The sequence below is a fragment of the Comamonas sp. FG99 genome (assembly GCF_057808605.1).
Genome location: NZ_JBMDII010000002.1, coordinates 190945 through 212299 on the forward strand (window position 1 = coordinate 190945; position 21355 = coordinate 212299).

Here is a 21355-nt window from a genome sequence, read left to right on the forward strand (position 1 = left end):
TGAAAGATGGATAAAAATCTATAGCTGCATCACATGGGCTGGATGCTACCGGGCACTATTTTCGCCCCAAATTGTTCGACCAGCGACCGAACATAGGGGTCGCTTTGCACCAGCGCCTCGGCCGCACGCTGGCGCATCTGGGCGGCATGGGCGTTGCGCCGCGCGGGGCAGTCGTCAACCGGCCCGCGGCTCACCTCGATGCGGCCAGCCAGGCCGGCCGCCACCAGCGCGGTGCGCAGGCGCTCCACCGTGGCCGGCTGGGCCAGCGATTCGAGATCGACCTGCAGGCGCCAGCAATCGCCCTCGCGCGCCATGAGCTGCGCACGCAGCGCCAACTGGCGGGTGACCGCGGTGATGGCCTCTTCCTGCACCAGCTTTTGCACCGTCGCGTACCAGAAGTCTCCTTCGGGCGAGGGTGTGAACTCGGCCGGCACGCGCACCATGGCGCCGCCAGCGGCTTGACCCACACCTTCCCCCGCACCTTCCCCCGCACTATTGGCGGGCCGGTCGTAGGGCGAGATCTCCGGCTCCTGCACCGGCAGCGCCAGCAACGCGGCATCGGCAAAGTCATCCTGCGGCGGCATCGATGCATCCTGGGCCGAAGCCTCGTCTGCGTAGGCGCCTTCCCAATAGGCATCGTCGGGCGGCGCGGCATCGGGGCCGTTCTCGTCCCCGCCCTCGTCTGCCTCATCATCCGCCTCATCTGGCGCCTGGTACGTGCTCTCCTCGACCACTTGCGGCACTTGCGGCGCAGGAGCAGCACTTGCAGCCGGCACGGCCGGGAGCGCAGCCGCAGCGCGCTGCGGAATCAGATCCTCGGGCGTGCGCACCGGCAGCTTCAGCGGCGCCGCGGCCTCCGCCACGGGGGCAGTGGCCGGTGGCGCCGAGGCCTCGGCAGCCGGCGACTGCACGGGGGGCTGTTCGGGCGGTTTTGCTACAGCAACCGAAGCTGCCGATGCAGCTGGCTCCTGGGCTACAGGCGCTTTTTGCTGCACCTCCAGACTGGCGCCAGCGGGCGCTGCACGCGCGGCTAGGCCATCAGGCGGCGTTTTTTTTTCAGCCAGTGCGTCCGCGGGCTTGAAGGCCAGCAGGCGCAGCAGCGTCATGGTCAGCGCGGCGTACTCGTCGGGCGCCAGCCCCAGCTCGCCGCGCCCATGCAGGCAGATGCTGTAGAGCAGCTGCGTCTCGTCCGGCGCCAGCGCCTGCGACAGGCGCAGCAGCTCGGCCTCGTCGGGGTCGCTGGAATCCACCGCCGCACGCGCGCGCTCGGACACGGCCTGCAGCACCGCCATGCGCTGCAGGCTGGTGGCCATGTCCTCCAGCGTAGCTGCGGCCGACAGCCCCTGCAGCCGCAGCGTGTCGACAATCTCCACCAGCGCGGCGCCGTTGCCCTGCGCCAGCGCCTCGATCATGCGGTAGACATAGCTGCTGTCCACGCTGCCCAGCATCTGGCGCACACCGGCCTCCTGCAGCTGGCCGGCGCCAAAGGCGATCGCCTGGTCGGTGAGCGACAGCGCATCGCGCATCGAGCCGCGCGCGGCGCGGGCCAGCAGGCGCAGTGCCTGCGGCTCGGCGGCAATCGACTCCTTGTCCAGCACCGCCGCCAGATGCTGCAGCACCGTCTCGGGCGCCATCGGGCGCAGGTTGAACTGCAGGCAGCGCGACAGCACCGTCACCGGCACCTTCTGCGGATCGGTCGTGGCCAGCACGAACTTCAGGTACTCGGGCGGCTCCTCCAGCGTCTTGAGCATGGCGTTGAAGGCGGTATTGGTCAGCATGTGCACTTCGTCGATCATGAAGACCTTGAAGCGCCCCTGCACCGGCTTGTACACCGCCTGCTCCAGCAGGCCCTGCACCTCGTCCACGCCGCGGTTCGAGGCGGCATCCAGCTCGGTGTAGTCGGGAAAGCGGCCACTGTCGATTTCGGTGCAGGCGGCGCACACGCCGCAGGGGCTGGCGGTGATCGAGCCCTGCCCGTGCGGCCCGGTGCAATTGAGCGACTTCGCCAGGATGCGCGATACCGTGGTCTTGCCCACACCGCGCGTGCCGGTGAACAGGTAGGCATGGTGCAGGCGCTGCTGGGTCAGCGCATTGGTGAGCGCCTGCACCACATGCTCCTGCCCCACCATTTCGGAAAAATTGCGGGGCCGGTACTTGCGCGCGAGTACGAGATAAGACATAGCCGGGCATTCTACGGCCTTGCCGCAATATAGAAATTAAGGTGATGCTGGCCGGGCGGTCATGTTTCTTTGGGTAGAATCCCAACCCGACGGGCCTCCTCGCATGGTGAAGCGGCCAACCGGGTCAGGTGGGGAACCAAGCAGCCCTAACTGTGAATCCAGTGCCGAGGGTAAGGCTCGTCACCCTCATTCCCAATAGTTCTTCCAGATCAAGAACTTAAGTCCTAGCAAGGACTTACGCGCCCCCTCTGTATCACTGAGCGGTGTCACTTCCACCAAGGAAGCGCCTCCGCTACAGCCCACCCATAACGGCAAGGCACGGGTGAATCTGGTCCTTGGTGGTGCGAGAGGTGCAGGCGGCTTTTTGCCGCCAGAGGAAGCCCATGGTGCGCCTGACGTGGCCCGCCGTGGGGCAGTAGCACCACCCCAGGAGGACAGTAGAGCTCCCAGCCAATGGGCCTTAGCCCGCCCCGGGCACCGGCCAAGGCCCCGCGCATCAAGACTGCTTGGCACCCTTGCGCCGGCGTGTCAGAAAGGCCGCGAAGCCCAGAATGCCCGCAGAGGCAGCACCAGCAGCCCCCAGCCCCACCGGCACCGGTGCAGCCACGGCAGACGGTGACGATGGCGGGGCTGCGTCATCAAGGCAAACCCTGGCGACTCCGCTTCCCTGCATGGTCAGCTTCAGCGAGCTGATCCACTGGCTTGCCGATACTTTCACTTTGCCAGAGCTGCTAAGGTCCGGCGCGGAGATGATCGCACCGCCTTGCTGATCCAGCTGGCCTGGACCAAATGCAGTACTCGTCGGCAGCAGCGGCGTTTGCACGATATCGGCATTTGTGAATGCATATGCGTTGCCGTCTAACGCCACCGAGAAGGCATCACGAACAGGATAGCCCCACGCTGGCTCCATCGAAGTCAAGTCCACCGTGATTGAACTCGCAAGAACCGGATGGTTGAAGGTGTAGGTGCAGGAAGTCATCGAGATGTCGGGCATGTCTCCAAGGCCAACACCGTCAAAGCCATCCGGGTAGAAGCCGGGAGGAAGCACCGAACTCATCGGGTTGGTAATGCCATTGCCTGGATCATTGTCACAGCCGGACACAGTGACCGCCCCGTAAGTACCCGGAGATGCGAGGCACTGGCTGGCGGCAAAAGCCACCTGCGCCATGGGCAGCGAGAGGCCTGCCAAAATAACGCATTTTGATAAACGGAACTTCAACACCCTGTCACCTCCATTACTGCGGTTGCATGGCGTGATGCTAAATTGCCTTTCTTTGCGACAATGTTAACAAATCGTTGCAGCCCGCATGGAGCCCCGATTCACCCGGGTATTTCCCGATCTGGGGGTGGCGGTGAAATGTTCTCGGCTAGAAATAGAAATCTGACAGGTGACTCGATGAAAAGCGGGATCGAAGTTTCCTCCGCGCCACCTTCCGGGCACCTTGGTTTTTCTGAGGGGTGTTTCCCTGTGGCGGGCTAGCACCCACTGGGGGAAAAATGATGCCCCTCCCACCGGCAACTACTCTGCCTCATCACGCGCATTGCCCAGCAGGGCAATGAAGAAATCCAAGGTATCGCCCGTCACATTGGCCGCAGCTTGTTCGTGCGCGCTCCACTCGGGGAAGTGGCCGTCCACCACCATGCGGGCCAGGCCATACACCAGCGCCCTGGCGGCAATCTGCGCATGCGCCGCCCTCCCATCGCCGGCATCGCCCCCCAAGGCCTCGGACAGCAGGGCCTGCATCTCATCGCGGATGGACTGGTTGGCCTGCTGCAGGCTGGCTGAGCTGCCGTAGTCGATCAGCGACCGGTCACTGATCACCTTGAAGTGGGTCGGATGCGCTGCCGCCCATTCCAGGTAGGCATGCCCGATGGCCGCCATCCGCACCAAGGCCGGGCGATCGGCAGACCGCGCCAATGCTTCAGCCACCTTGGCGTGCAGCCATTGGGTGGCTTGCTCGGCCACCGCCGTCAGCAAGGCGGTGCGGGAAGAAAAATGCCTGAAAGGAGCGCCCGGCGACACACCCGCACGCTTCGCCGCTTCGCGCACGCTCAACTTCTCCACACCTTGCTCTGCAATGATCTGCACAGCCGCCGCGATCAATGCCTCGCGCAGATTGCCATGGTGGTATGCAGTGCGCACAGGCGCGTCGGAGCGATGGTTGCCAGTCATGGTGAAAGCAGTGGGCCGCAATGTAATCGGCGATTATTTCATGCTACAGTGCAAGCCTTAATGTATTCACTGATTACATTAAGTTCCCTCCATCCAACTCAGGAGTAGCCCATGCACCAAGTCATTTCGTCTGTCGCCATCGTGCTGGCCTCATTGGCCTGTGCTTCGGCCCTTGCCCAAGACCCGCCCTCGCTGCGAATCGCATGGCCTCCCGAAGGCGGCCGCATACCGCTTGGCGATGACGCCACGCGCGCCATTGGCGTGGTGGTGCAAAGCAATTTCAAGTTGATGCCGGCGGGCCAGTGCGGGGCCAATCCTCGATGCGGGCATGTGCACCTGAAGATCGACCCGCAAGGCGATGCCTGCAACTTGCCGGGCAAGCCCTACAACAGCATGAACAGCGACTTCGGCGGCCCCTTGATCAAAGCCAACTTTGGCGCCTGCGCCTCGCCTACCGGCGAGCATGTCATCGGCGTGCTGCTGGCCGACGATCAGCACAAGCCCGTGCTGCTAGACGGCAAGCCGGTCACTGCGCTGGTCAAGGTGACTACGCACTGAATCATCACCACACTAGCTGGCATGCTTTTCCTGCTCCAGCCAGTTCGCCACCCCCCGCGCCGCGCGCACCCCGCTGGCCATGCTCGCCGTGAGCAGGTAGCCGCCGGTGGGCGCCTCCCAATCCAGCATTTCGCCGGCGCAAAACAGCCCCGGTACCGCGCGGCTCATGAGCCCGGCGTCCAGCGCCTCGAATGCCACGCCGCCGGCGGTGCTGATGGCTTCTTGCACCGGGCGCGGCGCCAGCGCCGCGAGCGGCAGGGCCTTGATGGCGCGCGCGAGCAGCGCCGCGTCCTGCATGCCGTCCTTGCCCAGCACCTCGAACAGCAGCGCGGCCTTGACGCCATCGAGCTTCAGCCGGCTCTTGAGATGGCTGCTGAGGCTGCGCGAGCCGCGCGGGTGCGCCACCTCGGCGGCCACGCGCTCGGCCGGCAAGCCGGGCAGCAGATCGAGGAAAAACTGGGCCCGCCCCTGCGCCGTGATCGTGTCGCGCAGCGCGGCCGACAGCGCATAGATCAGGCTGCCCTCCACGCCAGTGGCGGTGGCGACGAATTCGCCCTTGCGCTGCCATGCCCGGCCGCGCGCATCCACGAAGGCAATCGCCACCGACTTGAGCGGCTGGCCGGCAAACTTGTCGGCAAAGTACGGCGACCAGCCCACATCGAAACCGCAATTGGCCGGCGCAAGCGCAGCCACGGCCAGGCCGCGCTGCTCCAGCCAGGGCGCCCAGCGGCCGTCCGAGCCGAGCTTGGGCCAGCTCGCGCCCCCCAGCGCCAGCAGCGTGGCTTGGGGCTGCAGGCGCAGCGGGCCCTCGGGCGTGTCGAACTGCAGCGCGCCCTGCCCGTCCCAGCCCGTCCAGCGGTGGCGCATGTGCAGCCGCACGCCGGCGCCACGCAGCCGCGACAGCCAGGCGCGCAGCAAGGGCGCCGCCTTCATTTCCCTCGGGAAAACCCGGCCCGAGGTGCCGACAAAGGTTTCGATCCCCAGCCCGGCGCACCAGTCGCGCAGCTGCTGCGGGCCGAAATCCTTGAGCCAGCCGGCCACGGGCTGGGCGCGCTCGCCGAAACGCTGCACGAATGCCGCCATGTCTTCCGAATGCGTCAGGTTCAGGCCGCCTATGCCCGCGAGCAGGAATTTCCGGCCCGCGGACGGCATGGCGTCGAAGACATCGCAGGCCAGGCCGCGCCGCGCCAACTCGTCGGCCGCCATCAGGCCTGCGGGCCCGGCGCCCACGATGGCGATGCGGCATGGCGCCTGCGGCGGCAAGGGGGCAAAAGCTGTGTGCATGGTCGAACCGATAGTGCTGATGGTGTCACGGGGGCGATATTGTCCGCGCTTTCGGGCAGCGCAAAGCTATCGCAGCCATAGCAATGTTCGAAGAGCGGAGCCTTGGTTTCTGTCACAATGGCCGCAAATGCTAGCCATTGCCATTTGAGAAAAGGAATCTTCCATGACGGACTCTCTGATCAAGCACACCAGCGAAGCGACTTTCGAAGCCGATGTGCTGCAACCCAACTCCAACGTGCTCGTGGATTTCTGGGCCGAGTGGTGCGGCCCTTGCAAGATGATCGCCCCCGTGCTGGAAGAAGCCGCCTCCACCTACCAGGGCCGCCTGAAGATCGCCAAGGTCAACGTCGATGAGAACCGCGCGATCTCGGCGAAGTTCGGCATCCGCGGCATTCCCACGCTGATGCTGTTCAAGAACGGCCAACTGGCCGCCACCAAGGTCGGCGCGCTCAACAAGTCGCAGCTGACCGCCTTCCTGGACGAGCAACTCGCCTGACAGCTGCCACGCGCCAAGAGCCGCCCGCTTTGGGGCGGCTTCATTTTTTTCTTCTGCGCGGGCAAAATTCGCCTCAATAACATTGCTACGCGCATCGATTTCGCATTTATAATACGCGGCTAGATCCTTGATCTGCCTATCCCAAGATCAGCGCTGATCGCCAGGGCCTTGCGATTCTCGCAACCAGTTGCCCACCCATCTCCAATCCTTCCTATTTCTGTCGTCACTCCTGGCAGGAGTCTATTGATGCACTTAAACGAACTCAAGGCACTGCACGTGTCTGAAGTCCTCAAGCAAGCCGAAGAGCTTGAGATCGACAACGTCGGCCGCATGCGCAAACAGGAATTGATGTTTGCCATCATCAAGAAGCGCGCCAAGGCCGGAGAGCAGGTGTTTGCCGACGGCGTGCTGGAAATCCTGCCCGACGGCTTCGGCTTTCTGCGCAGCCTGGACACCAGCTTCACCGCCAGCACCGACGACATCTACATCTCGCCCAGCCAGGTGCGCCGCTTCAACCTGCACACCGGCGACATGATCGAAGGCGAGGTGCGCACGCCCAAGGACGGCGAGCGCTATTTCGCGCTGACCAAGCTCGACAAGGTCAATGGCCTGCCGCCCGAGCAGAACAAGCACAAGATGATGTTCGAGAACCTGACGCCGCTGTTCCCCAAGGAGCAGATGCGCCTGGAGCGCGAGAACTTCAAGGGTGAAGAGAACATCACCAGCCGCATCATCGACATCATCGCCCCCATCGGCCGCGGCCAGCGCGCGCTGATCGTCGCACCGCCCAAGAGCGGCAAGACCATGATGATGCAGAGCATCGCCCACGCCATCACCGCCAACCACCCCGACGTGCACATGATGGTGCTGCTGGTGGACGAGCGCCCCGAGGAAGTGACCGAGATGCAGCGCTCGGTCAAGGGCGAGATCATCGCCTCGACCTTCGACGAACCCGCCGCGCGCCATGTGCACGTGGCCGAGATGGTGATCGAGCGCGCCAAGCGCCTGGTCGAGCTGGGCAAGGACGTGGTCATCCTGCTGGACTCCATCACCCGCCTGGCCCGCGCCTACAACAACGTCGTGCCGTCGTCGGGCAAGGTGCTGTCGGGCGGCGTCGACTCCAACGCGCTGCAGCGCCCCAAGCGCTTCTTCGGCGCGGCGCGCAAGGTCGAGGAAGGCGGCTCGCTGACCATCATCGCCACCGCGCTGGTCGACACCGGCAGCCGCATGGACGAGGTGATCTTCGAAGAGTTCAAGGGCACCGGCAACAGCGAACTGCACCTGAACCGCCGCCTCTATGAAAAGCGGGTGTTCCCGGCGATCGAGCTCAACAAGAGCGGCACGCGCCGCGAAGAGCTGCTGCTGTCGCCCGAGATCCTGCAAAAGACCCGCATCCTGCGCCAGTTCATGTACAACATGGACGAGATCGAGTCCATGGAAATGGTCATCAAGAGCATGAAGGCCACCAAGAACAACAGCGAATTCTTCGACATGATGCGCCGCGGCGGCTGAGCTGCCGCGCCAAGGCTTGGGCACCCGGGCCGAATATGCAATAATAGAGGGCTTTTTCTGCGGCAAGTATGCGGAACTTTCATGCGGCGCAAAGGTTGCGCCGGGTTCTGCACGGCTACCGCACTTGACAAGGAAGATCATGAAAGAAGGCATCCACCCCAACTACCGCGAAGTTCTCTTCGTGGACCTGTCCAACGGTTTCAAGTTCGTGACCCGTTCGTGCGTGAACACCAAGGAAAACGAAACCTTCGAAGGCAAGGAATACCCGCTGTTCAAGCTGGACACCTCGTCCGAATCGCACCCCTTCTACACCGGCACGCAAAAGTCCGTGGACAACATGGGCGGTCGCGTGGAGCGCTTTCGCAACCGCTTCGGCAAGAAGTAAAGAGATGCAAGCCCTGGGGCATGCCTGCCAGCAGGTGTGCCGCAGGCTGCAAGCTTCGAAAAGGCAGTTCGTTCATAGCGTGCTGCCTTTTTTCTTGCGGCAACCCGATTTCATTTGCCTGAGCGCCTGAGCCGCGTGAACTACCCCACTCCCGCCATCGTCCCGCAAAGCGCCGTGCGGCCGCTGCCACGGCTGCTGCTGCTGCTGCTGTGCTTCGCCTACGTCGTGCCCGGTTTCGTGGGGCGCGCGCCGTGGAAGAGCCTGGACATCACCACCTACGGCTACGCGCTTGCGCTCAAGCACGGCGAGACCTCGTGGCTCACGCCGATGCTGTTCGGCATGTCGCCCGACACCGAGGGCCTGCTGCCCTATTGGCTGAGCGCCTGGTCCATCCAGGCCTTCGGCGGCTTCGCCGGGCCGGAGCTGGCCAGCCGCCTGCCCTTCGCCACGCTGCTATGGCTGGCGTTGATGGCGACCTGGTACGCGGTCTACTACCTGGCACGCAGCCCCGGCGCGGGCCCGGTGGCCTTTGCCTTCGGCGGCGAGGCCTCGGAGGTGGACTATGCCCGCGCCATGGCCGATGGCGGCCTGCTGGCCCTGATCGCCTGCCTGGGCCTGGCCCAGCCATCGCACGAAAGCAGCAGCTACGTGGTGCAGCTGGCCGCGGTGGCCTTCATCTTCTTCGCGGCGGCGGCGATTCCACGGCGCATGGGCGGCGCGCTGGCGGTGGCGGCCCTGGGCCTGTTCATGCTGGCGCTCAGCGGCGCGCCCACGTTCGCGCTGCTGTACGGCCTGGGAGCCGGGGCGCTGCTGGCCTTGGCGCCGGTGGACGAGCAGCGGCGCCAAGGCACCCGCATCGCGGCCATCGCCTTTGCAGTGCTGGCGATTGCCGCCTGCGCTTTGGCGGCCTATCTGCAGCAGTGGGAATGGCGGCTGCTGCCGGTATCCGAGTTCCGCAAGCCACACGACTTCATCGAGCTGCTGGTCTGGTTCGCCTGGCCAGCCTGGCCGCTGGCGCTGTGGTCGCTGTGGATCTGGCGCCGCCAGATCGCCAACCGACGCTTTTTGCACCGCCACCTGTGGCTGCCGATCTGGCTGGGCCTGCTGGCCACCGTCAACACCATCGTCACCGTGCCGGCCGACCGCGCGCTGCTGCTCGGCCTGCCGGCCTTCGCCGCGCTCGCCGCCTTTGCATTGCCGACCTTCCGCCGTGCGATGGCGGCGCTGATCGACTGGTTCACGCTGCTGTTCTTCAGCGTCGCGGCGCTCACCATCTGGGTGATCTGGATCTCGGTGCAGACCGGCGTGCCGCCCAAGCCCGCCGCCAACGTGGCACGGCTGGCGCCGGGCTTTGCCGCCGAGTTCTCCATGCTGCCGCTGATCTTTGCGCTGGCCGCCAGCGTGGCCTGGTGCCTGCTGGTGTACTGGCGCGCCAAGCGCAACCGCCCGGAGATCTGGCGCAGCCTGGTGCTGCCCGCCGGCGGCACCGTGCTGAGCTGGATCCTGATGATGACCCTGTGGCTGCCCATGCTGGACTATGCGCGCAGCTACACCGCGCAGATGGCCGCGATGGAAAAGGTCATCGGCCCAGCCAGCCCCTGCATCGCGTTCCAAGACCTGAGCCGCGCCCAGCTCGTCGCCATGCAGACCCACCGCGGCGAGCAGCCCTGGCAGCTGGTGCGTGCAGAAGACCCGGGCGCGGCCGAATGCCGCTGGCTGGCCATCTCGGTGGACGGCCACGCCTTCCTGCGCCCCGACGACGAGCGCTGGCGCGAAGTCACCGCGGTGCGCCGTCCCACCGACCGCGACGCGGCCATCGTGCTGTACCGGCGCCAGCATCCCTAGATGGCGGACAGCGATCTCTCCACCATGGCCCGGCATGCGGGCACGGTATTCGTCGGCCAGATTGCGGTGATGGGTTTCGGCGTGGTCGACACCATCGTCGCCGGCCGCCATTCGGAGCTGGCGCTGGCGGCGCTGTCGGTGGGCTCGGCCATCTATGTCAGCGTCTATGTCTCGCTGATGGGGCTGCTGCAGGCGCTGCTGCCGGTCTGGTCCGAGATGCACGGCGCGCGCCAGCTGGCCGATCTGGGCCCATCGCTGCGCCAGGCGCTGTACCTGTGCCTGGCGGCCACGGTGCTCGGCATGGCGGTGCTGTTCTGGCCCGATCCCATACTGCGGCGCACCGAGATCCCGGCGGCACTGCGCCCGCTGGTGGCCGAGTACCTGGCCATCGTCGGCTTCAGCCTGCCGGCGGCGCTGCTGTTCCGGGTATTCAGCACGCTCAACCAGGCGCTGGGCCGGCCCCAGCTGGTCACCTGGCTGCAGCTGTGCTCGCTGCTGGTCAAGCTGCCGCTGTCCATCTGGTTCACCTTTGGCGGTCTGGGCCTGCCGGCGCTGGGCGTAGCTGGCTGCGCCTGGGCCACGCTCGCGGTCACCGCTTTCCTGTTCACCGTGGGCGCCTGGCTGTTGCGTACGCAGCCGCTGTATGCGCCGCTAATGCTCTGGCGCCGGCCCGAGGCGCCGCACTGGCCCACGCTGCGCGAATTCCTGCGCCTGGGCGTGCCCACGGCGCTGTCGGTGCTGGTCGAGGTGACCTCGTTCACGCTGATGGCGCTGTTCATCGCGCGCATCGGCACCTCGGCCTCGGGCGCGCACCAGATCGCGGCCAATGTGGCGGCCCTGCTCTACATGGTGCCGCTGTCGCTGGGCATCGCGGCGAGCGCGCGCGTGAGCTACTGGCGCGGCGCCGGCAACGAGGCGCGGGCCCGCGCCACCGCCTGGAGCGGCGTGCGCGCCGCCGCCTCGATGGCGCTGGCGCTGGCGGGCCTGCTGTTCGCGGCCCGCCCCTGGGTGGCCGGCATCTATTCCGAAACCCCCGCCGTGGTCGCGCTGGCCACCGGCCTGCTGGCCTGGGTGGCGTTATACCACCTGGCCGATGGGGTGCAGACCGTGTGTATCTTCGTGCTGCGCTGCTACCGCATCACGCTCGCGCCGCTGGCGGTGTACTGCGTGCTGCTGTGGGGCCTGGGGCTGCTGGGCGGCTTTGTTGCCGCCTACGGCAGCCATCCCAATCCGCTGCACGGCTCGCCGGCCGCATTCTGGGCCGGCGCCGCCGTGGCGCTGGTCTGCGCCGCGCTGGCCTTCGCCGGCATGCTGCGCCATGTCACCGCCCGCGCCCGGCCCTTGCCAGCGCCGGAGCCCGCCCATGGCTGAGACCATCGAATGGCTGCCCGACGGCACGCCCTACAGCCCGCGCTTTGGCGACCGCTACCACAGCGAGGCCGGGCATAGCCTGGCGCAGGCGGAACAGGTCTTCCTGGGCGGCTGCGGCCTGCCCGCGGCCTGGGCCGGCCAGCCGCAGTGGAGCGTGCTCGAAACCGGCTTCGGCTTTGGCCTGAACTTTCTCGTCACCTGGCATGCCTGGCGGCAGGACGGGCAGCGGCCCGCGCTGCTGCACTTCGTCTCCACCGAGGCCTGGCCCGTGGGCGCGGCCGACCTGCGCCGCCACAGCGCGCAGTACCCGCATCTGCAGCCGCTGGGCGAGCTGCTGGCCGAGCAATGCTGGGGCCTGCTGCCCGGCGTGCACCGGCTGCGCTTTGACGGCGGCCGCGTGCTGCTGACGCTGCTGGTGGGCGACGCACAGCGCAGCCTGCGCCAGCAGGAGCTGGCGGCGGATGCGGTCTATCTCGACGGCTTCAGCCCCGCCAGCAACCCCGAGCTGTGGAGCCTGCACACCCTGAAGGCGGTGGCGCGCTGCTGCCGCCCGGGCGCCCGGCTTGCGACCTGGAGCGCGGCCGGCGATGTGCGCCGGAGCCTGGAGCAATGCGGCTTTGCCGTCAGCAAGGTAGCGGGCATTCCGCCCAAGCGCCACAACCTGCACGCAGTGTTCGCGCCAGCCTGGCAGCCGCGCCGCAAGCCGCTGTGGAAGCTGAACACCCCGCCCGCTCCCGCCGGGCGGCGCTGCGCCATCGTCGGCGCCGGCCTGGCCGGCGCGGCCACGGCGCGGCAGCTGGCGCTGCGCGGCTGGCAGGTGACGGTGCTGGACGCCGCCGCCAGCCCCGCCCAGGGCGCATCGGGCCTGCCGGCCGGGATTTTCGCGCCGCACACCAGCCGCGACGACAGCCTGCTCTCGCGCCTCACCCGCAGCGGCCTGCGCTGCACCTTGTATTGGGCGCAGCAGCTGCTGCAGCCCGGCGGCGACTGGCAGGCGAGCGGCGTGCTGGAGCGGCGGCTGGACAAGAACGCGCATGCGCTGCCGCAGGCCTGGCAGGAGCATGCAGCGCTGCGCGACTGGAGCCGCCAGGCCGATGCCGCGCTGCTGGCGCAGGCCGGGCTGCCGGCCGACGATCCTGCACTGTGGCATCCGCAAGGCGGCTGGCTGCGCCCGGCCCGGCTGGTGCAGGCGCTGCTGGCCCACGAACACATCCGCTTCCAGGGCGACAGCAAGGTTGCGGCCATCGAATACCTGCCAGGGCGGCAGGTATGGACGCTTGCCTCGGCCGATGGCCGGCAGCTGGCGCATGCCGACCTGGTCGTGGTGTGCGCCGGCCCGCATTCGCGCTCCTGGCTGCCGCAATACCTTGGCCTGCGCCCGGTGCGCGGCCAGGTTCTCACGGGAGATGTGCCGGCGGGCGTCGATACCGCCGCGGGCGAAGCCTCCTTTGCGGTGAACGGCCACGGCAGTTGGATACCGCGCTTTGCCCGTAACGACGGCACACAGGCCTGGATCATGGGATCGACCTTCGAGCGCGGCTGTGATGTACTGCCGCCTTCCGAGGCCGATATGCAGGCCGCCCGCGCCGAGAACTGGCACAAGCTGCAGACCCTGCTGCCCACGGCCTCGCAGCACCACAGGGCCGAGCTGGCACAAGCCTCCATCTGGGCACAGCTGCGCTGCGCCTCGAACGACCGGCGCCCGGTGGTCGGTCCGGTGCCGGCCGCCGGGCCCCACTTCTGGGTCAACACCGCGCTGGGCTCGCGCGGCCTTACCTGGGCGCTGCTGTGCGCCGAGCTGCTGGCTGCACGCCTGCACGGCGAACCGCTGCCGCTGCCGAATGACCTGGCGCTGGCCATGTCCAGCGATCGCTTTTTACCGGCCCACGCCTAGCGCCCGATCCGCACGGATCGGCACGCATGCCAGCCCTCATGCGAATGGCGTCCATGCATATGCGATTTTCAAATAACCAAATTGCATATATGCAAGCGAAAAAATTCGTTTGAGTTTATATAAAGCTTCTCTACAGTACGTCGCATCCACCGAGAACTCCGACCTGCGATGTACCAATACACCGACTTCGACCGCGAATTCGTCAAACTCCGCGCCCAGCAATTCCGCGACCAGCTCGAGCGCTGGCAGCGCGGCGAGCTGAGCGACGAACAACTGCTGCCGCTGCGCCTGCAAAACGGCTGGTACATCCAGCGCTACGCCCCCATGGCCCGCATCGCGGTACCCTATGGCGAGATCAGCAGCACGCAGCTGCGCATGCTGGCGCGCATTGCCCGCGACTACGACAAGCCCGAACCCGAGCTGCTGGCCCATGCCCAGGCCACGCAGGACGAGCTGCAGGCCGCCCAGCCCGGCCTGACGCTGGCCGCCGCGCCGCTCAAATACGGCTACGGCCACTTCACCACCCGCACCAACGTGCAGTTCAACTGGATTCCGATCACCAAGGCCGCCGACGTGATGGACCTGCTGGCCAGCGTGCACATGCACGGTATCCAGACCAGCGGCAACACCATCCGCAACATCACCAGCGAAGCCTACGAAGGCATCGCCGAGGACGGCATCGTCGACACCCGCCCCTTCGCCGAGATCCTGCGCCAGTGGAGCACGCTGCACCCCGAGTTCGCCTTCCTGCCGCGCAAGTTCAAGATCGCCTTCAACGGCTCGGCGGAAGACCGCGCCGCCACCGGCTGGTACGACATCGGCGTGCAGGCGCAGAAGAACGCGGCCGGCGACATCGGCTTCACCGTCAAGGTCGGCGGCGGCATGGGCCGCACGCCCATCGTCGGCGCGGTGGTGCGCGAGTTCCTGCCCTGGGACCAGCTGCTCAACTACATCGAGGCGGTGGTGCGCGTCTACAACGGCTATGGCCGCCGCGACAACAAGTGGAAGGCCCGCATCAAGATCCTCGTCAAGTCCGAAGGCCAGAAGTTCATCGATGCGGTGGAAGCCGAGTACCAGGCCATCGTGGAGCAAGACGGCGCCCCCCACACCATCACCCAGGCCGAGCTGGACCGCGTAACCGCCAACTTCGTGGTGCCCGAGCTGAAAGCCGCCAACCTGCCGTCCAGCGTCAACACGGATGGCCAGCTCTACCAGCGCTGGCTCAAGCAGAACGTGCGCGGCCACCGCCTGACGGGCATGCGCGCGGTTACGCTGTCGTTCAAGCGCGTGGGCTTCGCGCCCGGTGACGCCGATGCCGACACCATCGATGCGCTGGCCCAGCTGGCCGAGCAGTTCTCGGCCGGCGAGGCGCGCCTGACCCACGACCAGAACCTGATGCTGCCCTGGGTGTTCGCCTCCGACCTGCCCGCGCTGTACGATGCCGCCCGCAAGCTGGGCCTGGCCCAGCCCAATATCGGCTTGCTGACCGACATGATCGCCTGCCCCGGCGGCGACTTCTGCGCGCTGGCCAACGCCCGCTCGCTGCCGATTGCGGCCGCGCTTACCGAGCGCTACCAGGACCTGGACGAAGTGCTCGACCTCGGCCCCATCGACCTGCACATGAGCGGCTGCATCAACAGCTGCGGCCACCATCACAGCGGCCATATCGGCATCCTGGGCGTCGACAAGGACGGTAAGGAGTGGTACCAGATCACGCTGGGCGGCGCCGATGGCTCCAGCCTCTCGGGCCCGGCGATCGCCGGCAAGGTGGTCGGCCCCTCGTTCTCGGCCGCCGAAGTGCCCGATGTGATCGAGGCGGTGCTGAGCACCTACCGCGAGCTGCGCAAGCCCGGCGAGTTCTTCATCGACGCGCTGCGCCGCATCGGCCACGACCCGTTCAAGGCCGCCGCCAACGCCGCCCGCCACCCCAAGCAGGCCGAAGCCGCCATCGCCGAATGAACGCAGCCTTCCACGACACAGACGCCATGAAAATCATTGCTGCCAACGCCACGCCCGTTGACGATCAAACCAAGACGCTGCAGATCGCCAACGACGCCGAACTCGCCGAACTCGCCGAACTCGCCGCCAGCGGTGCGCTGCAGGGCGTGGAGCGCATCGAGCTCAGCTTTCCCAAGTTCACCGATGGCCGTGCCTTCAGCCAGGCCGTGCTGCTGCGCCGCCGCTACAAGTTCGCCGGCGACATCCGCGCCACCGGCGACGTGCTGATCGACCAGCTGGTGCAGATGGCCCGCAGCGGCTTCACCAGCGCGGTGCTCGCCGAAGGCGTGAGCGCCGATGCGGCCGAGCGCCAATTCGCCCGCTACCACGGCTTCTACCAGGGCGATGCGCTGCAGCCACGCCCGCACTTCGCCCGTGATGCTGCCCGCGATACCGCAAGGGAGGCCGCATGAGCAGCCTGGACCTTGCCCGCATCAACGCCGAGCTGGGCCGGGATGCGCCCGCCCTGGTGAAATGGGCCCTGGGACTGGGCAAGCGCGCCATCGTCACCACCAACTTCCGCCCGTTCGAGTCGGTGATCCTGCACCTGGTCACGCGCGTGCAGCCCGATGTGCCGGTGATCTGGATGGACAACGGCTACAACACCGAGGCCACCTACCAATTCGCCGACGCGGTGACCCGCCAGCTCAAGCTCAAGCTGCGCACCTACCTGCCGCTGCGCACCCGTGCGCACCGCGAAGCCGTCGAAGGCCCCACGCCCGCGCTGGACGACCCGCTCCATGCGGCCTTCACCGAGGAAGTGAAGCTCGAACCCTTTGCCCGCGCACTGCGCGAGACCGCGCCGCAGGTCTGGTTCACCGCGCTGCGCGCCACCGACAGCGCGGTGCGCGCCCAGATGGAGCCGGTGAGCATCAACCCCGACGGGCTCATCAAGGTGGCGCCGCTGCTGCACTGGTCGTCCAAGGACTTGTACGAATACTGTGAAAAGCACGGCCTGCCCAACAACTTCGACTATGTCGACCCGACCAAGGGCGAAGAGCAACGCGAATGCGGACTGCACCTGGCCCACTAAAAAAACAATAGCTACCAGCGCTTGATATACAAGCCACAGAGCCCGATTTGATTGGAAAATCCCAAATGAACGCCCGTGTTGACACTTCCGTACTGAGCCAGCTCAGCAACCAGCATCTGGACGCGCTCGAAGAAGAAACCATCTTCATCCTGCGCGAGGTGGCGGCCGCCTTCGAGCGCCCGGCGCTGCTGTTTTCCGGCGGCAAGGACTCGCTGGTCATGCTCAAGTGCGCCGAGAAGGCATTCGGCGCCGGCCGCCTGCCCTTTCCGCTGTTGATGATCGACACCGGCCACAACTTCCCCGAGGTCACCGATTTCCGCGACTTCCGCGCCCAGCAGCTGGGCGCCGAGCTCATCGTGCGCAGCGTGGAAGACAGCATGGCGCGCGGCACGGTGCGCCTGTCGCACCCGGGCGAATCGCGCAATGCGCACCAGTCGGTCACGCTGCTGGAGGCGATCGAGGAATTGCGCTTCGACGCGCTGATCGGCGGCGCCCGCCGCGACGAGGAAAAGGCCCGCGCCAAGGAGCGCATCTTCTCGCACCGCGACAGCTTCGGCCAATGGCAGCCCAAGGCCCAGCGCCCCGAGCTGTGGACGCTGTTCAACACCCGCATCGCGCCCGGCGAGCACTTCCGCGTGTTCCCGATCAGCAACTGGACCGAGCTGGACGTGTGGCAGTACATCGACCGCGAGCAGATCGAGCTGCCCGCGCTGTACTACACCCACAAGCGCAACGTGGTCGAGCGCCGCGGCCTGCTGGTGCCGGTCACCGAACTCACGCCGCCGCGGGACGGCGAGCAGATCGAGGTGCGCGACGTGCGCTTTCGCACCGTGGGCGACATCACCTGCACCTGCCCGGTGGAAAGCGATGCCGCCACGGCCGCCGACATCGTGCTCGAAACCCTGGCCGCCGAAGTGAGCGAGCGCGGCGCCACCCGCATGGACGACAAGACCAGCGACGCCTCGATGGAAAAGCGCAAGAAGGACGGATATTTCTGATGACCACCACCCATTTCGCAGCCGCTGACGTACAGCAGGCAGGCGCCAAGCCCCATTCCGACCACGATGCCGCGCTGCGCTTCATCACCTGCGGCTCGGTGGACGACGGCAAGAGCACGCTGATCGGCCGCCTGCTGGTCGACAGCAAGGCGGTGCTGCAGGACCATCTCGCCGGCGTCACCAAATCGGGCGAGACCGACCTGGCGCTGCTGACCGACGGCCTCAGCGCCGAGCGCGAGCAAGGCATCACCATCGACGTGGCCTACCGCTACTTCGCGAGCGAGGCGCGCAAGTTCATCATCGGCGATGCGCCCGGCCACGAGCAGTACACCCGCAACATGGTCACCGCCGCCTCGCAAGCCGACGCCGCCGTGGTGCTGGTCGATGCCACCAAGCTCGACTGGAAGAACCCGCAACTCGAACTGCTGGCCCAGACCCGCCGCCACAGCCTGCTGGTGCACCTGCTGCGCGTGCACTCGCTGGTGTTCGCGGTGAACAAGCTCGACGCGGTGCAAGACCCTGCCCTCGCCTTCGCCCACATCCGCAATGCGCTGGCCGCATTCGCGCAGGCCGCGGGCATCACGGTGCAGGCGACCATCCCCGTCTCCGCGCTCAAGGGCTGGAACGTGGTCAGCCAGCACAGCGGCTGGGCCGGCTACACCGGCCCCAGCCTGCTGGAGCTGCTGGAGAAGCTGCCCAACACCCCGGCCGACACCGGCCTGCCACTGGCCTTTCCGGTGCAGTGGGTCGAGAAGTTCTCAGCGTCGGCCGACACCAGCCAGGGCCGCCGCGTGTTCTGGGGCCGCGTGGCCGCCGGCGGCGCCCGCGTGGGCGATGCGGTGCAGATCCTGCCCAGCGGCCAGCAGGCGGTGATCGCCCAGGTCATCAACCATGCGCGCGTGCCGGGTAATGTGGCTGCCAACCTGTCGGCCGGCATCACGCTGGACCGCGAGGTCGACGTCTCGCGCGGCGACTGGATCATCGCCGCCCCCACGGCGCAGGCCAGCGCCGACGACGATTTCGACACGCCCGCCGTCCAGCCCGCCTGGAACGCCAGCCGCGAGATCACCGCCACCGTGGCCTGGATGGACGACGAGCCGCTGGTGCCCGGCCGCGTGTACTGGGCACTGCACGGCCACCGCTGGGTCAAGGCCAAGGTGCGCCGCGTGCTGCACCGCCTGGCCATCCAGACCTTGGAGCGCGAAGCCGCCGAGCAGCTCGAGCCCAACGCCATCGGCCGCGTGGAGCTGGTGCTGCAGGAGGCTATTCCCGCAGCGCCGTTCCAGCAGGCGCGCCAGCTTGGCGCGATGATCCTGGTGGACACCGCCAACCGCACGACCGCGGGCGCGGTGCTGGTGGAGTAAGGCCTGGCGGGCCCGCTGTTAAGGCCGGCCCGCCTGCTATGCTTTTGTAAAAACCTTAGAATTGCCGGTTGTCCCCCCGACCTCTAATGGCAAAGAAGAATTCATGACTCACGTCGTCACCGAAAACTGCATCAAGTGCAAATACACCGATTGCGTGGACGTTTGCCCCGTGGACTGCTTCCGCGAAGGCCCGAACATGCTGGTCATCGATCCCGACGAGTGCATCGACTGCGCGGTCTGCATTCCCGAGTGCCCGGCCAATGCCATCTTTGCCGAAGAAGACACGCCGGCTGACCAGGTGGCCTTCATCAAGATCAATGCCGAGCTGGCCTTTGCCGATGGCTGGAAGAGCATCACCAAGCGCAAGGCAGCGATGGATGGCGCCGACGAGCTCAACGGCGTGCCCGGCAAGATCAATGACCTGATCCGCTGACACTCTGCCCCGCCACGGAAAAAGGCCAGTGCATGCACTGGCCTTTTTGCTGGGCCGCCCTCAATCCAGTTGCTGATAAACAACCTCGGCCAATACATGCAGCCGCTCGCGCGGCAGCGCCGCGCTGAGCGCATAGCCCTGGCGCCCCTCGATCCAGTAAAAGCCCTGGGTAGCGCCATCGCTGGCCCACTGAAAGGCCACCGGCGCCTCGGCCTGCCCGGCCTGCGCCAGCACCGAGACATACAGCGTCACCCGCTCGCCGGCCGCATCCTCGTACATGAACTGCGCGCGCGACTGCCCGGCCTCGCCTGGCAGCAGGCGGCCGCCCACCAGGTGAAAGCCCTGGGCATCGAGCACCGGTACCTTGAGCTGCACCCCCAACCGCTTGGACAGCCATTGCACCAGGTGCCCCTGCTGCTGCGCCGCCACCTCCACCGGATGGCGCTGCTCGGGCACATAGACCGCATGGGCCGCGGCCGCCTCGCGCACAAAGGCCGGCAGCTGCGCCACGGCGCCTGCCGGCGCCCCTGGCCTATTGGTAGCCAAGCCATAGCCCAGGCCCAGCCCCAGGCAGAGCATCACCCCGGCCGCCAGCGCATGCGGCCAGCGCCATTGCAGCGGCTGGCGGCGCAGTGCGCGGTGCAGCCGCGGCGGCACCGGCTCGCCCAACACCTGCGCATGCAGGGCCTGCAGGCTGGCGCGCTGCGCCTGGATGGCGGCCATGCGGGCCGCCTCGCCAGGATGCTGCGCCAGCCACTGCGCCACCGCGGCGGCGCTCTCGGGCGCAAGCTCGCCATCCACCCAGGCATGGAGCATGGTTTCGTCCGGGCGCTTCATGGACATGGTTCGCATCCCTTCATTTGACAGCCTTGAGCAGCACCCGGGAAGGCGCCTCGCCCTCCATCAGGCGGCGCAGCTGCTCGCGTGCCCGCGCCAGGCGCGACATCACCGTGCCCACCGGAATGCCGAGCATCTGCGCCGTCTCGGCATAGCTGCACTGCTCCATCGCCACCAGCAGCAGCACCTCGCGCGCCTGCGGCGCCAGCAGCGCAAGCGCACGCTCCAGATCGAGGCGCAGCCCGAGCTGCGCGCTAGGGTCGTGCCCCGGCTCCGGCGCTTCGTCCCAATGGGCCGTGCGCTGGCGCGCGGCCAGCTGCCACTGGTTGGCAAACAGGTTGTGCATCAGCGTGAGCAGCCAGCTGCGCAGCGCCGCCTGGACCTGCTCTGGCGGCGCGGCGGCGGGCGGCCGCCACAGCGCCCATTTTGCGCAGGCCCGCTCCAGCGTGTCCTGTACCAGGTCGTCCGCGCGGGCGGCATCGCCCACCAGCGCCCGCGCATAGCGGCGCAGGCGCGGGATATGCGCGATGGCGGCGTCGATGTCCACGCGCAGCGGTCAGGGCTTGGCCGCGTGCCAGGCATTGTTGAGCAAGCCGTCGCCCGTCTTGTCGCCGGGCTTGGCATCCTTGGCCCAGTAGTACAGCGGGCGGCCCTGGTAGGCCCACTGCTTGGCGCCGTCGTCCCGGGTCACCACGCTCCAGTCGCCGCTGGCGGCCGCACCGGCCGATGCCATCAGCGGCGGCCAGTTGGCGGCGCAGCCGCCGTTGCACATGCTCTTGCCCGAGCCTGCGGCATCCTTGTCGAAGACATAGAGCGTCATCTGGCCGGGGCCGACCAGCACGCCGTTCAGGGCGCTGGCCGGAGCCGGCGCCACCTGGGTTTGCGGCGCCATGGTGCAGGCGGCCAGCAGCACCGAGCCGACGAGAGAAAAGCAAGCGAGGCGGGTCATGGAAGTTCTCCTTGGGGTTGACCTGCGGTAAACAGCCCGGCGCGG

Annotated in this window: 20 protein-coding genes and 1 other RNA gene; 14 read left to right on the forward strand and 7 right to left on the reverse strand. The window is 67.2% G+C overall.

Annotated features, from left to right (window positions below; all coding sequences use genetic code 11):
• Positions 1–29 precede the first annotated feature (29 nt).
• On the reverse strand, positions 30–2180 hold the full coding sequence (gene dnaX / locus ACODRX_RS02345) for a DNA polymerase III subunit gamma/tau (protein WP_488869426.1): 2151 nt from the start codon (positions 2178–2180) through the stop codon (positions 30–32).
• 88 nt (positions 2181–2268) lie between these two features.
• On the opposite strand from dnaX, the gene ffs reads away from it, so the two are divergent.
• Positions 2269–2365, forward strand: an RNA gene (ffs, locus tag ACODRX_RS02350) — signal recognition particle sRNA small type.
• A gap of 311 nt (positions 2366–2676) precedes the next feature.
• On the opposite strand, the gene ACODRX_RS02355 is transcribed toward ffs, so the two are convergent.
• Together ACODRX_RS02355 and ACODRX_RS02360 are read right to left on the reverse strand one after the other, a co-directional pair.
• Entirely contained in the window at positions 2677–3399 is a 723-nt protein-coding gene (locus ACODRX_RS02355) for a hypothetical protein (RefSeq protein WP_488869427.1), read from the reverse strand.
• A 300-nt stretch (positions 3400–3699) separates the two neighbouring features.
• Positions 3700–4374, reverse strand: a complete 675-nt coding sequence (locus ACODRX_RS02360; RefSeq protein WP_488869428.1) for a TetR/AcrR family transcriptional regulator — start codon at positions 4372–4374, stop codon at positions 3700–3702.
• A 90-nt stretch (positions 4375–4464) separates the two neighbouring features.
• Here ACODRX_RS02360 and ACODRX_RS02365 point away from each other — a divergent pair, with 90 nt between their 5' ends.
• Complete coding sequence (locus tag ACODRX_RS02365; RefSeq protein ID WP_488869429.1) at positions 4465–4911, forward strand: hypothetical protein; 447 nt, start codon at positions 4465–4467, stop codon at positions 4909–4911.
• Between the two features lie 12 nt (positions 4912–4923).
• Here the strand turns inward: ACODRX_RS02365 and ACODRX_RS02370 are convergent, their stop codons facing one another.
• Positions 4924–6195 (reverse strand): TIGR03862 family flavoprotein, encoded by a 1272-nt coding sequence (locus tag ACODRX_RS02370; RefSeq protein ID WP_488869430.1) that lies wholly within the window; start codon positions 6193–6195, stop codon positions 4924–4926.
• Positions 6196–6358: 163 nt separating this feature from the next.
• Here ACODRX_RS02370 and trxA point away from each other — a divergent pair, with 163 nt between their 5' ends.
• The 12 genes from trxA (at position 6359) to fdxA (ending at position 19524) form a co-directional block, all read left to right on the forward strand.
• Positions 6359–6691 (forward strand): thioredoxin TrxA, encoded by a 333-nt coding sequence (gene trxA, locus ACODRX_RS02375; RefSeq protein ID WP_488869431.1) that lies wholly within the window; start codon positions 6359–6361, stop codon positions 6689–6691.
• 246 nt (positions 6692–6937) lie between these two features.
• Positions 6938–8203, forward strand: coding sequence for a transcription termination factor Rho (gene rho / locus ACODRX_RS02380; RefSeq protein ID WP_488869432.1), 1266 nt, complete (start codon positions 6938–6940; stop codon positions 8201–8203).
• A gap of 139 nt (positions 8204–8342) precedes the next feature.
• A complete protein-coding gene (locus tag ACODRX_RS02385; protein ID WP_488869433.1) occupies positions 8343–8588 on the forward strand; it encodes a type B 50S ribosomal protein L31 in 246 nt (81 codons plus the stop codon).
• Between the two features lie 135 nt (positions 8589–8723).
• On the forward strand, positions 8724–10433 hold the full coding sequence (locus ACODRX_RS02390) for a hypothetical protein (protein WP_488869434.1): 1710 nt from the start codon (positions 8724–8726) through the stop codon (positions 10431–10433).
• Positions 10434–11804 (forward strand): MATE family efflux transporter, encoded by a 1371-nt coding sequence (locus ACODRX_RS02395; protein ID WP_488869435.1) that lies wholly within the window; start codon positions 10434–10436, stop codon positions 11802–11804. It abuts the gene before it with no gap.
• On the forward strand, positions 11797–13698 hold the full coding sequence (mnmC, locus tag ACODRX_RS02400) for a bifunctional tRNA (5-methylaminomethyl-2-thiouridine)(34)-methyltransferase MnmC2/FAD-dependent 5-carboxymethylaminomethyl-2-thiouridine(34) oxidoreductase MnmC1 (RefSeq protein ID WP_488869436.1): 1902 nt from the start codon (positions 11797–11799) through the stop codon (positions 13696–13698). The genes ACODRX_RS02395 and mnmC overlap by 8 nt, the downstream gene beginning before the upstream one ends.
• A gap of 168 nt (positions 13699–13866) precedes the next feature.
• Positions 13867–15657 (forward strand): nitrite/sulfite reductase, encoded by a 1791-nt coding sequence (locus ACODRX_RS02405; RefSeq protein WP_488869437.1) that lies wholly within the window; start codon positions 13867–13869, stop codon positions 15655–15657.
• 26 nt (positions 15658–15683) lie between these two features.
• Positions 15684–16109, forward strand: a complete 426-nt coding sequence (locus tag ACODRX_RS02410) for a DUF934 domain-containing protein (RefSeq protein WP_488869438.1) — start codon at positions 15684–15686, stop codon at positions 16107–16109.
• Positions 16106–16729, forward strand: coding sequence for a phosphoadenosine phosphosulfate reductase domain-containing protein (locus ACODRX_RS02415; protein ID WP_488869439.1), 624 nt, complete (start codon positions 16106–16108; stop codon positions 16727–16729). The genes ACODRX_RS02410 and ACODRX_RS02415 overlap by 4 nt, the downstream gene beginning before the upstream one ends.
• 65 nt (positions 16730–16794) lie before the next feature.
• On the forward strand, positions 16795–17727 hold the full coding sequence (gene cysD, locus ACODRX_RS02420) for a sulfate adenylyltransferase subunit CysD (RefSeq protein WP_488869440.1): 933 nt from the start codon (positions 16795–16797) through the stop codon (positions 17725–17727).
• Complete coding sequence (locus tag ACODRX_RS02425) at positions 17727–19091, forward strand: sulfate adenylyltransferase subunit 1 (RefSeq protein WP_488869441.1); 1365 nt, start codon at positions 17727–17729, stop codon at positions 19089–19091. The genes cysD and ACODRX_RS02425 overlap by 1 nt, the downstream gene beginning before the upstream one ends.
• A gap of 103 nt (positions 19092–19194) precedes the next feature.
• A complete protein-coding gene (gene fdxA, locus ACODRX_RS02430) occupies positions 19195–19524 on the forward strand; it encodes a ferredoxin FdxA (protein ID WP_488869442.1) in 330 nt (109 codons plus the stop codon).
• Between the two features lie 60 nt (positions 19525–19584).
• Here fdxA and ACODRX_RS02435 read toward each other — a convergent pair whose 3' ends face one another.
• Genes ACODRX_RS02435 through ACODRX_RS02445 form a run of 3 tightly spaced genes read right to left on the reverse strand, consistent with a single transcriptional unit; the run spans position 19585 to position 21310 of the window.
• Positions 19585–20367, reverse strand: a complete 783-nt coding sequence (locus ACODRX_RS02435; protein WP_488869443.1) for an anti-sigma factor family protein — start codon at positions 20365–20367, stop codon at positions 19585–19587.
• 13 nt (positions 20368–20380) lie between these two features.
• A complete protein-coding gene (locus ACODRX_RS02440; protein WP_488869444.1) occupies positions 20381–20908 on the reverse strand; it encodes an RNA polymerase sigma factor in 528 nt (175 codons plus the stop codon).
• Between the two features lie 9 nt (positions 20909–20917).
• On the reverse strand, positions 20918–21310 hold the full coding sequence (locus ACODRX_RS02445) for a COG4315 family predicted lipoprotein (protein ID WP_488869445.1): 393 nt from the start codon (positions 21308–21310) through the stop codon (positions 20918–20920).
• Positions 21311–21355: the final 45 nt, after the last annotated feature.